General features: G+C 38.5%; 12 protein-coding genes. 5 read left to right on the forward strand and 7 right to left on the reverse strand.

The genetic code is table 11. The annotated features are described in order from the left end of the window. Positions 1–7: 7 nt before the first annotated feature. The 7 genes from gyrB to dnaA form a co-directional block, all read right to left on the reverse strand. On the reverse strand, positions 8–1,909 hold the full coding sequence (gene gyrB, locus LKD20_RS02825; protein ID WP_227720846.1) for a DNA topoisomerase (ATP-hydrolyzing) subunit B: 1,902 nt from the start codon (positions 1,907–1,909) through the stop codon (positions 8–10). 75 nt (positions 1,910–1,984) lie between these two features. Then, the gene (locus LKD20_RS02830) at positions 1,985–2,233 is read right to left on the reverse strand and encodes a DUF370 domain-containing protein (RefSeq protein WP_105098632.1); all 249 of its coding nucleotides are present in this window, start codon (positions 2,231–2,233) and stop codon (positions 1,985–1,987) included. Positions 2,234–2,246: 13 nt separating this feature from the next. After that, positions 2,247–3,149: a DciA family protein gene (locus tag LKD20_RS02835; protein ID WP_227720847.1), complete on the reverse strand. Its 903-nt coding sequence runs from the start codon at positions 3,147–3,149 to the stop codon at positions 2,247–2,249. Continuing rightward, on the reverse strand, positions 3,136–4,236 hold the full coding sequence (gene recF, locus LKD20_RS02840) for a DNA replication/repair protein RecF (RefSeq protein WP_227720848.1): 1,101 nt from the start codon (positions 4,234–4,236) through the stop codon (positions 3,136–3,138). Before recF ends, LKD20_RS02835 begins: the two co-directional genes overlap by 14 nt. 3 nt (positions 4,237–4,239) lie before the next feature. Further along, positions 4,240–4,473, reverse strand: a complete 234-nt coding sequence (locus LKD20_RS02845) for an RNA-binding S4 domain-containing protein (protein ID WP_004692943.1) — start codon at positions 4,471–4,473, stop codon at positions 4,240–4,242. A 130-nt stretch (positions 4,474–4,603) separates the two neighbouring features. Beyond that, positions 4,604–5,716 carry a DNA polymerase III subunit beta gene (gene dnaN / locus LKD20_RS02850; RefSeq protein WP_004698016.1) on the reverse strand — a complete coding sequence of 371 codons (1,113 nt, stop codon included), beginning with the start codon at positions 5,714–5,716 and terminating at the stop codon, positions 4,604–4,606. 400 nt (positions 5,717–6,116) lie between these two features. Further along, positions 6,117–7,694 carry a chromosomal replication initiator protein DnaA gene (gene dnaA, locus LKD20_RS02855; protein ID WP_227720849.1) on the reverse strand — a complete coding sequence of 526 codons (1,578 nt, stop codon included), beginning with the start codon at positions 7,692–7,694 and terminating at the stop codon, positions 6,117–6,119. 1,598 nt (positions 7,695–9,292) lie between these two features. Here dnaA and rpmH point away from each other — a divergent pair. The 5 genes from rpmH (at position 9,293) to jag (ending at position 11,782) form a co-directional block, all read left to right on the forward strand. Continuing rightward, a complete protein-coding gene (gene rpmH / locus LKD20_RS02860; protein ID WP_004692946.1) occupies positions 9,293–9,427 on the forward strand; it encodes a 50S ribosomal protein L34 in 135 nt (44 codons plus the stop codon). Positions 9,428–9,506: 79 nt separating this feature from the next. Beyond that, positions 9,507–9,866 carry a ribonuclease P protein component gene (gene rnpA, locus LKD20_RS02865; protein WP_227720850.1) on the forward strand — a complete coding sequence of 120 codons (360 nt, stop codon included), beginning with the start codon at positions 9,507–9,509 and terminating at the stop codon, positions 9,864–9,866. A 49-nt stretch (positions 9,867–9,915) separates the two neighbouring features. Next, positions 9,916–10,137: a membrane protein insertion efficiency factor YidD gene (yidD, locus tag LKD20_RS02870; protein WP_072270728.1), complete on the forward strand. Its 222-nt coding sequence runs from the start codon at positions 9,916–9,918 to the stop codon at positions 10,135–10,137. A gap of 170 nt (positions 10,138–10,307) precedes the next feature. Then, on the forward strand, positions 10,308–10,976 hold the full coding sequence (locus LKD20_RS02875; RefSeq protein WP_005384829.1) for a YidC/Oxa1 family membrane protein insertase: 669 nt from the start codon (positions 10,308–10,310) through the stop codon (positions 10,974–10,976). An 8-nt stretch (positions 10,977–10,984) separates the two neighbouring features. Next, complete coding sequence (gene jag, locus LKD20_RS02880) at positions 10,985–11,782, forward strand: RNA-binding cell elongation regulator Jag/EloR (protein ID WP_227720851.1); 798 nt, start codon at positions 10,985–10,987, stop codon at positions 11,780–11,782. Positions 11,783–11,900: the final 118 nt, after the last annotated feature.

Raw genomic sequence — 11,900 nt, forward strand, 5'->3', positions numbered from 1 at the left:
TCACCTCTTATAAATCTAGATTACGCACGTATTTTGCGTTATCTTCAATAAATTTACGACGAGGTTCTACCTTATCGCCCATGAGAACTGTAAAGATTTTGTCAGCTTCAATGGAATCCTCTAAGCTAACTTGTAAAATCGTACGATTTTCAGGGTTCATAGTAGTTTCCCATAATTGCTCAGGATTCATTTCACCTAAACCTTTGTAACGTTGGATAGTGATACCATCACGACCTACTTCATCAAGCTTAGCAGTAAGCTCTGCATCAGAGTATACATACCAGTGGGATTTACCCTTCTTGATTTGGTACAACGGTGGTTGAGCAATATAGATATGACCTTCCTCTACCAATGGTTTCATATAGCGGTAGAAGAATGTTAATAACAAGGTACGGATATGAGCGCCGTCAACGTCCGCATCTGTCATGATGATAATCTTGTTGTAACGGGATTTTGTAATATCGAATTCTTCACCAATGCCAGTACCGAAAGCGGTAATCATGGAACGAATTTCGTTATTCGCTAAAATCTTATCAAGGCGCGCTTTTTCTACGTTAAGGATCTTACCACGCAATGGCAAAATCGCTTGGTAACGACGGTCGCGACCTTGTTTTGCAGAACCGCCCGCAGAGTCACCTTCGACTAGATAAATTTCAGTCATAGATGTATCTTTTTCGGAGCAATCTGCCAATTTACCAGGAAGGCTAGATACTTCCAACGCATTTTTACGGCGAGTTAAGTCACGGGCTTTACGAGCTGCCTCACGAGCACGGCTTGCCATTGTTGCTTTTTCGATGATTTTCTTCGCATCTTGAGGATGTTCTTCGAAGAATGTTCTAAGACCTTCAGATACGATAACATCTGTAATACCTTTAACTTCGCTATTGCCAAGTTTAGTTTTTGTTTGGCCTTCAAATTGAGGTTCCAATACTTTTACAGATACAACAGCTGTCAAACCTTCACGTACGTCTTCACCGGAAAGGTTGGACTCATTTTCCTTGATCAAGCCAGATTTACGGCCATAATCATTGAGGGTACGAGTCAAAGCAGCACGGAAACCAGAAAGGTGAGTACCACCGTCAACAGTGTTGATGTTATTTACGAAGGACAACAAGTTTTCACTGTAGCTATCGTTATATTGCAACGCTACGTCTACTACTACGTCGTCTTTTGTATTTTCGATATCGATAACAGTAGGATTTACTACTTCTTTATTTTCGTTTAAGAAGGCAATGAAAGAACTTAAACCACCTTCGTAGTGGAAGCTTTCAACACGAGGTTCCTCTTGGCGCAAATCGCTCAATGTAATGCGAAGACCTTTATTAAGGAATGCCAATTCTTGTAAACGAATTTTCAATGTATCAAAGTTGAATACTGTAGTTTCAAAGATTTCAGCATCTGGCTTGAAGATAACTGTAGTACCAGTACCTTCTGCTTTGCCGATTTCATGTAACTCGGAAGTCTTATGACCACGAGCGAATGTAATCTCTTGAATAATACCATTTTGAGCTACTTGAACCTTAGTCCATTCACTCAATGCATTTACTACGGAAATACCTACGCCGTGAAGGCCACCAGAAACCTTGTAGCCGCCACCGCCAAATTTACCGCCAGCATGCAATTTTGTTAATACTAACTCTACCGCAGACATACCGGATTCATGCATCCCTGTAGGGATACCACGACCATCATCGACAACAGTAATGCTGTTATCTTTATTAATGGATACTTCGATATGTGTAGCATAACCTGCGAGCGCTTCGTCAACAGAGTTATCTACTACTTCATAAACGAGGTGATGTAAACCGCGAATGGACGTACTACCAATGTACATACCAGGGCGTTTACGTACCGCGTCAAGACCCTCGAGAACCTGTATATTCTGAGCGCCATAATTTTCTTCAGGCATGAAACAAACTCCTCCTAACAATCTATCACACTGTACTGGATTGAAATTTGGTACAACACATGTACAGAATAAATCTTATCTCTTTATTATACTATAAAACTCATCAATTCGTCTCATTAAAGTCTTAATACTAATACCAGATCCATAAACGCAATCATCAGTGACCACATAGGTCTTGATCTGCTCCTCTGGTACCATGGCGATATACTCTAAACTTTCATAGTGATGAATAGGACTTTTATGGGATTTTCCGCCCTTGGCATGCACCATGGTAATGATGGATTCGATAGGCACAGAAACGGTATCCCCAATATGAACGTACATAGGAATGCCCCCTCTACTTTTCTAATGTCCCATTTAATGAATCAATTTTGCGCTGTTCTTCTTCAGCAAGGAACTTAGAACGATATTTATTGCACAAATTAATAACGTGCTGATCCGTTAGCTCATCAGGCTTCTTGTGAGTGATGAGCATAGCCACCATATACATATGACGGCGATTGATAGATCCTTTATAAATTTTATCTAAGTAAAAGTATATAGATTCCCGCATGGCTTCTGCAAAATCTGGGAAGGTACATTGTATAAACTGCTGACAGTCGCTGTATTTAAAATATGGATACTTTCTAATAACAGACTTAATTTCTTTAATATGAGCGCGATGCAATTCATATTCACAGGTCGGACAGATTTCTTTTTTAGATTCCATATGCATGCCGCATCGCTTACAACGATGATACCCATGCTGCTCTAAATAGATTTCACGCTTTCGAGCCGTAATTTGTACTTTTCTGAAAGCAGCTCGTAATTCTTCGTTATCTGTTTTCTCTAATGATTTATCGATGGCTTCTACATCTTCTTTTGAAAGTACGATATCTGCGAAATTAATACGCTTCGTAATAATTTGCTCATCAGGTAGTGAAATAGATGTATCAGTATTTGCTTTCACATAGCTCTGACGTTTCATAATAAAGCGAATATCTTTGATGACCTCTTGATGGTAATACTTGTTTATGGCCTCGATGATACGCCGTTTTTGCATCTGTAATTCTTGCATCCACATGGAATTATCTGCACTGATAACCATATCTGGAGGCTTGATAGATACAATTTTCGTATGGTCCGCAATGACATCGCCCACTACATCACGCCACTTGTGAACGAGGGTATTTAATTTATATTGTTCTAGTAAATTCAGTTTTGATAAGGCCTTTGGTAAACAAAGATCAAGGCTGTCCATACTGAACCTTTCCCCCTTCACAAGAAATAAATTGAACAGATTTCAAATCTTTAAAATCGTGAATATCTGTAGTAGTAATAAATGTTTGAATACGTTTGTGAATAAACTGCAATAAATTCGCTCGTCTCGACTCATCAAGTTCGCTCAATACATCATCCAATAACAGAACTGGATATTCCCCAACCTCGGACTTGATAAACTCAAGCTCGCTCAACTTTAAGGACAATACAGCAGTTCGTTGCTGTCCTTGGGATCCAAATTTCTTTAAATCCATCGCATCAGAGAAGAATCGTAAATCATCGCGGTGAGGACCTACGCTAGTAGTCATCCGATGACGATCCTGTGGCAATGCTGCTTTAATGCGCTCGTAAAAGCCTTCCTTTGTATATTCTAATGAACCATTGTCCATATAAGGCTGTTCATAACCGATGGTCAAATTCTCAAGACCACCCGTCAATTTACGATTCATCAAATCGATGAGAAGGTTAATTTTCTTTAAGCTCTCTAACCGTTTCTTTACGATAAAGCTCGCCATATCTGCTAATTGCAAATCCCATTCTTCAAGAGGAATGTTTTGCTTCCCTCTATATTCTTTAAGAATCGCATTGCGCTGCTGTAATAACCGATTATACTGCATCAACTGATGATAGTACGTAGCGCTCGTCTGAGAAATTTCCATATCGAGGAAACGTCTACGTCCAGACGGTGTTCCCTTGATAAGTTGTAAATCTTCAGGACAGAATATAACTGTATTTAATGTACCAATCAGTTCTTTTTGAGATATTTTAGTATCGTTTAAGCGAATATCCTTAGGACCTTGGCGAAATAACTTAATATTTACTTTTTGTGGCGTATCCTTTTTCTCGAACTTGACTATAATGCCAGCTTCCTCAGCATTGAACATGAGCATATCTGAAGTATCGTTGGTCCGATGGCTTTTACCAATGGTACCAACATAGATAGATTCGAGGATATTCGTCTTACCAGCCCCATTAGTGCCATGCAAAACGATAATCTCCGGATTAAATTGAATCGTTACATCCTTGTAATTACGAAACTGGAATAATTGCAGTGAGTCAATTCTCACCGATTAAGCCTCCTCTTGAGTAATTACGAGATCTACATCGAGACCTTCGCAAGAAATCACATCGCCAACGCGGCATTTCTTGCGTTTCTCTGTGACAACTTGACCATTCAAAGTAAGAATACCTTCATCGATAAAGGATTTAATTTGACCACCTGTTTCGATGATGCCTTCTAACTTCAACAACTGATCAATTTGAATGTACTCCGTATGAATGGGTACCTGCTGTTGCTCTTTCATAACGTCCTCCTATAGTGGACAATTTATAACTATATGGGAATTAGATAACGATGACTTTTAATCATCATTACCTAATAAAAATATGTATATTAATTCAGTAAGATATACAGAATTCTGATATTTTTATCAGTTATGCATTCGTACGAACTGGTGTTACTACGTATGTATAGTTCGGATTATTGTCTTGGCGAATGACAACTGGACCATTTTGTTTTAAGAACAAGTGGATGTTGTCGCCTGTGCTGTGGCGCAAGATGTCAGAGATATAACGACCATTGAAGGAGATTGTGAAAGGTGTGCCTTTAAATTCAACAGCTACATCTTCTTTTGCCATGCCGATTTCAGTGTTTTGAGTAGACAATGTTACATTACTTTCAGACCAATCATAACGAATTACGTTATAGCTGATATCTTTAGCCAACAAGGATACGCGGTCAACGGCACCAGCGAATTCGCGGCGGTCGATAACAGCGCTAGAGTCGAATTGGGAAGGAATTACTTTTTCATATTCAGGATATGTGCCTTCAATTAAACGAGAAATAATGTAAATAGATTCAAAGTTGAACACGATTTGTGTGCGGTTCCAAATGATGTTGATCATGGCTGGATTATCTGTTGGTAACAAACGAGATACTTCAGCTAAAGTTTTTGTAGGAATGATAGCGCGCATTGGCGTAGTTGCTGGTTCATCGATGGTAATTTTCTTAACAGCCATGCGGTGTGTATCAGTAGCAACCATTGTTACTTCGTTTTCTTTGATTTCAAGAAGAGCACCAGTAAATACAGGACGATCTTCGTCTGTAGCAGCTGCGTAATTTGTTAAATCGATGAGTTCTTTCATTGCAAAGCTATCGATGTTTACATGATCTTGGTCGTGAATTTGTTCTACCAAGGAGAAATCATCTGGATGCAATGTTACTAAGTTGAATTCGGAAGAACCAGATGTGATTGTTAAAGAATTACCGTCCTCTGGTTTGTAAAGTTCGATGGTATCGCCTGGTAATTTACGAATTAATTCTTGGAAATAGCGGGAACCTACAACTAATGTGCCAGGTTCTTTGATATCGCCATCGATTGTTAAACGAATACCGAGTTCAAAGTCGTTACCTTGTAATTCTACTTGACCATTTTTTGTTGTCATGTAGATAGCGCCTGGTAAGTTGGAGCTTGTTTTATTTTGAGATACCTTTTGCAATACATTGATTGCTTTTTGGAGATTTGCTTTTGGGAATGTAATATGCATATGTTACTCCTTTATAATTTGTCTGTTTGTTATTAGTATTATTAGATTTGTAGATTGCTTTACATTATATATATATTGTTTGTATGTACTATTTCCATATAATGTAGAAGCACTGATAACTAATTCTCTTGTTTGTAATATTCTATGTTTGCTACCGTAGATGCTCTATAGATATTCTGCGATAGATCTGTTTCTACTGGTTTTTTGATTGTTTGTTAGTTTTAGTAGTAGTAATAGTAGGGGCCTGTTTATATGTGTAAAAGTGAATTGGCGCTACTAACTGTGCGATTTCTCGGTTGTGTATAACTATGTTGGTAGTTTGTAACCACTTATCCACATACTCACAGCGGAGTACAGTTTTTAGGATATCCACAAAGTTACGCACAATATATCCACAGAGTTATCCACAGGTTGTTAATTTCTGTTTAATTTCAGAAATCATGTTCTTAGTTTCTTTGTTTCGTTCAATTTCCTTCGTGATTTTATCGTACGCATGGAGAATTGTCGTATGGTCACGAGAGAAGGCTGCTGCGATTTGCGGATAACTTTCATTGATCATATCGCGGCATAGATACATGGCCACTTGGCGTGGGAATGCGAACTGTGCCTTACGCTTCTTGCCGAGCAAGTCTTGCTTTTTAATACTGAAATAAGAACTTACAAAATTCTGGATACTTTCAATAGTGACCATGTTCACCTCTTCGGTGTGAACGAGGCCAGCCAAGGCTTGTTTAGTGTATTCTAGATCGATAGATTCAAGACGTTGATCGATGGATGCGGTACCGATTAATTTTGTGAAAGCCCCTTGCAACACGCGGACATTTTCGCTAAATTGTAATGCCACATAGTTGATGGAGTCGTTATCGATGCGGATAACGCGATTTTTCTTATATTCTCGTTCCAGCAAAGATCTAAAGATGGCAATGCGTGTTTCTAAATCTGGATTTTCCATGGTAGCAATATAGCCAGCTTGGAAACGAGAACGAAGACGGTCTTCGAATTGCTCCATATCGTTTGGCATCGTATCAGAAGTAAGTACGATTTGCTTATTGTTATTTAATAACTCATTGAACGTATTAAATAGCTCAGTTTTCGTACTTTCACGACTTTCAAGGAACTGAATATCATCAATCATGAGTACGTCGATATTTCGGAACGTGTTACGGAATAATTTACCTTGGTTACGCTGCAATGTTTCGACGAAAATGTTCATAAAGTTTTCGCTCGTAATGGACATAACCTTCATGTGTGGATGATTTTCCTTGATGGCATTGCCAATGGCGTGCATCAAATGCGTTTTACCGAGGCCTGAAGGACCATAGATAAAGAGCGGATTATAGTCGCCACCAGGATATTCAGCTACATTTTGAGCCGCTCCAAATGGAATGCGGTTCGCGTTGCCTGTTACGTAATTGTCAAAGCGGTACGCTGGATTTAGGTTAGATAAGGATAAATCTACAGGTACATTATCAGACTGTAATGTAGGTGTTGTAGTTTCAACTGTTTTACTAGGCGCTACCATTGGCTCATCTGGAATTTCCACAGGCGCTGGTGCGCGATCGATGTAAACCGGCTCTTGATAGATTGGTTTATAGAATTCTTCTTGATGCGTTTTCTCCTCTACCACTGGAGGTAATGGCATGGGCGGAGCCACTACAGGTGCATCATCGATGAGACTTTCATCAACAAAGGTAGTATCTACACTCTCTTGATTGAAATCGAATAACACCATATCCCGATGGGAACCGATAACCGTAGTAATAGCATCCTGTAAAGCCTTGCTAATCTGTGGTTGCTGATCGATTAAGTTTTTAACAAATGTTTGCATGACCCCAATATGGATCGAATGACTGTCGAGAGACATGGGAATCAACGATGACGTGACGCGCAAGTACAACGCGTCAGGCAAATGTTGCATGTTCTTTTTCGCCTCTTGCAATATATGTTCCCATATATTATTCAAATCAAATGACTGCATGACGTGCCTCTTGTGTATAACTATTGCGATAAATGTGTATAACTTTAGGAATAATGTGTATAACTATTGTGAAAGCTGTGGAAAAACCTGTTATTCCTGTGAATAACCTGTGCACAACCTGTGAATAAGTGAAAATAAAATTCTCTTCCAACCAGATAATAACTGACTTTATAGATTACACAGGTTAAAAGAGAAAAAATGTGGATAACCTTAAAAGTTATCCATCAAAAACTTATAAAAATATATACTTTTTCCTAATTTCAGTTATGATTGTACCAAAAAATAAGTAATTTGTCATTCAATCTGTGGATAACTTTTATAAACTGTTTGTAATGTATATTTTAAATTTCTTTGGGTATATCTATTACTTTTTGGATAGGAAGTGAAACTACTTTTATCGCTCCATACGACGCGTAAGTCACTCAAAAAGTAGTTTCACTTCCCCTCCTCCAACCAGATAATTTTATAATTTCTATACACATAACTGGAAAAGTAATAGATATACCTTTTAGTAATCTACATTAGACCTGTTTATAAAACGTTATCTACACAACTTAAATGAAAATGGGGGAGAGAAGTCAGAGGAAATTAACAGCATCTACTTATCCCCTTTTCACAACTAGAGATCAAAAGGTAAATTTGTCCCAATATAAAAAGATTAGAATGTGAGTTCTTGTGTTGTTGATAATTGATGTTACGTTTACATCGTGTAGTGGTGTGTAAGGTGAGTTTAGGATTTACTTAGGGAGGGAATATAGGGTCCTTTTGAGCGACTTTACGTGTCGTATGGAGCGATAAAGGAGCTCTATATTCCTCCCCCTGGAAACGTAATTTTCCCTTTTCCCATCAAGAGGATAAAAGGTAAAATTTGAATATATCCTTAGATCTGTATTCTGAAAGACTTTTAGATTTGACATAAAAACTGATACTACTTTTTATACTGGTGGTAGGTGTTATAGTAGTCATTAGAATGTGTTAGGAGAAGGAATAGATGTGGATTTTTGACCGACTTACGTGTCGTATGGAGGGAGAAAACCACATCTATTCCTCCCCCTCCTCCTTTCCACATCTAGTGATCAAAACGTAAATTTGTCCAAATATAAAAAGATTAGAATGTGAGTTCTTGTATTGCTGATAATTGATGTTACGTTTACATCGTGTAGTGGTGTGTAAGGATATATTAGGATTTCCTCCCCCTGGAAACGTAACATCAATTTTCCCTTTCCCCATCAAGAGGATAAAAGGTAAAATTTGTTACATCTTAGATCCGTATTCTGAAAGACTTTTAGATTTGCTATAAAAACTGATACTACTTTTTATACTGGTGGTAGGTGTTATAGTAGTCATTAGAATGTGTTAGGAGAAGGAATAGATGTGGATTTTTGACTGACTTACGTGTCGTATGGAAGGAGAAAACCACATCTATTCCTCCCCCTATAAAAGTAGTATCAGTTTTAAGTTCTATCGGATTTAAGTAAAATCTACATAAAAGTCTTTCAGAATAGCCCTAAATGATTGACAAATTTACGTTTTAACTCTATAATTACCCTGTTATGGTATAAGTAAAACAATACAAATGACGAGGAGGTGTTTTACTAATGAAACGTACTTACCAACCAAATACTCTTTGGAGAAAACGTACCCATGGTTTCCGTGAACGCATGAAAACTATCGGTGGCCGTCTCGTTTTAAAAAGAAGACGTGCAAAAGGCAGAAAACGCTTATCTGCATAATATAATAGCTGTTAGGCAGGAGAAAAAACTTGGCGCTGCTGCCAAGTTTTTCTATTCTTAGGACTTAAGGACAATGCATATGGATTATTGCCTCGATAAAGCAAGACGACTGACGCACAATAATGAATATCGCCTTGTGTATAAGCACGGAAAATACGAAGTAGGCCGTATGTGTGTACTTTATCGTATGCCCGTGGCGAAGCAATCTACGCGCATTGGTTTTGTAACCGGCAAAAAGGTTGGTTGTGCTGTTGAGCGCAACCGAGCTAGACGGCTTATGAAAGAGGTGTATCGCCTCAATCAACATTCCATACGCGAAGGGTATCATATCGTAATTGTTGGACGTGGCCCTCTGAAAAACGCTACCTACGAAAAAGCGGAAAAGGAAATTTTGTATCTCTTGCGAAAAAGCAAATTGTTGATACAAAATAATAAATAGGACCACAAGTTAGAGGCTTTGGTCCTTTTTTGTGTATATGGAGGTTTCAATGAAACGCTGTATAACTACGCTTTTACGACTTTTAATTAGGTTCTATCAGCTTGCCATATCTCCCTTAAAACCTGGATGTTGCCGTTATTATCCGACATGTTCCACATATACTTTGCAGGCCATCGAAAAATATGGTCCTTTGAAAGGTAGCTGGATGGGTTTAAAACGCATTCTTCGCTGCCATCCTTTCCACAAGGGTGGCTACGATCCAGTTCCCTAACCCACTTGGGCTTAGGCTGGTTATGTGTTGTGTGAAAGTAACTTTCACAAAAACCATCGAGCACAGTTTTGGAAATACCTAAGCATCTGTATGGATGAAATTTAGACCATACCATAACGATATATAGATGCGCAAAGGACAGTTTCGGACTGTAAGAAAAAGGAGAAACAATGGAATTCTTAAGTAGTATATTCCACCCTATCGTTGAATTGATGACTACATTGGTAACCTATGCGTTCCAATTAACTCAAATGGTAGGCTATCCAAGCTACGGTGTGGCTATTATCCTTTTAACAATCGTTATCAAAGCGATTTTGGCACCACTTACTGTTAAACAAATCAAATCCATGAAGGCTATGCAAGAGTTACAGCCTCGCATGAAAGAATTGCAAGACAAATACAAAAACGATCCTGCAAAACTTCAAGCTGAAATGGGTGCATTGTACAAAGAAATGGGCGTTAACCCACTAGCTGGCTGCTTGCCTCTATTGGTACAAATGCCATTCTTGATCGCTATCTTCTATGCTTTACAAGGCTATCCATACGATCAAAACTATGTACAATTCTTATGGCTTCCTAGTCTTGGCGAACCAGATCCAATGTACATCTTGCCAGTATTGAGTGCGGCATCTACATGGATTATGTCCAAGCAAACTAGTAGCGGTGCATCTGGTGCTGCTGCGCAACAACAAAAGATTATGACAATCTTTATGCCTTTATTCATTGGTTACATTTCCCTTAACTTCCCATCTGGTTTAGTTATTTACTGGATCGTATCCAATGTATTCCAATTTGTGCAACAACATTTCATTTACAAAGGCTTAGAAGCTAAGAAATAGGAGACACTATGGAATTTATCGATGTATCTGCTAAAACCATTGAAGATGCCATTGCCAAAGGCGTAGCTCAATTGGCTGCAGAAGGCCAAGAATTGGTAGAAACTAAAGTCTTGGAACAACCTTCTAATGGCTTCTTGGGCATTGGTCGTAAACCAGCAGTTGTTCGCTTATTCTTCACATCTGTAGCTAAAACTGCTACTCAAGAAGAAGTAGCTCATGTAGAAGAACAATCTGTAGCTGTTGCTTCCCAGCTGGTGGCAACAACTGAAACAGAAGTAGAAGACACAGCAGTTTATTCTACTGAAGGTGATGTTGTAGAAAAACCTTCTAAAAAGGAACTTTCAAAAGAAGATCAACAAGAAATCGCTGAAAAAGGTAAACAATTCCTCGATGATATGTTTACTCAAATGGGACTCACTGTAGTTATCGAAAAAATGATGACTAAAGATAAGATTACATTCCAAGTACACGGCGAAGATTTGGGTATTTTGATTGGCAAACATGGTCAAACATTGGATGCTATTCAATACTTAACAAATCTCGTGGCTCATAAGGATGTATCTGGCCACTGCCATATCGTTGTAGATGTGGAAAACTATCGTTCTCGCCGAGAAGAAACATTGGTAAATCTCGCGAAACGCTTGGCTTCTAAGGTGAAACGTAACCGTCAAAAGGTTTCCTTAGAACCAATGAATGCTTTTGAACGTAAAATCATTCACACTGCCCTTCAAGGCGACAAAAACGTTGTTACTAATAGTGAAGGGGACGAACCGTTCCGTCATGTTGTGATTACGTACAAAAAATAAAATATAGTGGTGCAGCTTTCAAGTAACTGAGGTTATCGGTTGCTTGAGGGCTGTCCTCTTTATTCTTTAGGTTATGGTGAAAGCTAACCTAAGTTAATCTTCGCATGCAAAGATTAGT

This window comes from Veillonella fallax (assembly GCF_020687175.1).
In the GTDB taxonomy this organism is placed as follows: domain Bacteria; phylum Bacillota; class Negativicutes; order Veillonellales; family Veillonellaceae; genus Veillonella; species Veillonella fallax.

What these genes read in the sequence shown, in the direction of transcription:
- dnaN (WP_004698016.1), bottom strand. Translation starts at nt 5,716, where the DNA reads ATGCATATTACATTCCCAAAAGCAAATCTCCAAAAAGCAATCAATGTA.
- LKD20_RS02875 (WP_005384829.1), top strand. Translation starts at nt 10,308, where the DNA reads ATGGAATTCTTAAGTAGTATATTCCACCCTATCGTTGAATTGATGACT.
- LKD20_RS02845 (WP_004692943.1), bottom strand. Translation starts at nt 4,473, where the DNA reads ATGAAAGAGCAACAGCAGGTACCCATTCATACGGAGTACATTCAAATT.
- jag (WP_227720851.1), top strand. Translation starts at nt 10,985, where the DNA reads ATGGAATTTATCGATGTATCTGCTAAAACCATTGAAGATGCCATTGCC.
- rnpA (WP_227720850.1), top strand. Translation starts at nt 9,507, where the DNA reads ATGGATTATTGCCTCGATAAAGCAAGACGACTGACGCACAATAATGAA.
- LKD20_RS02830 (WP_105098632.1), bottom strand. Translation starts at nt 2,233, where the DNA reads ATGTACGTTCATATTGGGGATACCGTTTCTGTGCCTATCGAATCCATC.
- dnaA (WP_227720849.1), bottom strand. Translation starts at nt 7,694, where the DNA reads ATGCAGTCATTTGATTTGAATAATATATGGGAACATATATTGCAAGAG.
- rpmH (WP_004692946.1), top strand. Translation starts at nt 9,293, where the DNA reads ATGAAACGTACTTACCAACCAAATACTCTTTGGAGAAAACGTACCCAT.
- gyrB (WP_227720846.1), bottom strand. Translation starts at nt 1,909, where the DNA reads ATGCCTGAAGAAAATTATGGCGCTCAGAATATACAGGTTCTCGAGGGT.
- yidD (WP_072270728.1), top strand. Translation starts at nt 9,916, where the DNA reads ATGAAACGCTGTATAACTACGCTTTTACGACTTTTAATTAGGTTCTAT.
- LKD20_RS02835 (WP_227720847.1), bottom strand. Translation starts at nt 3,149, where the DNA reads ATGGACAGCCTTGATCTTTGTTTACCAAAGGCCTTATCAAAACTGAAT.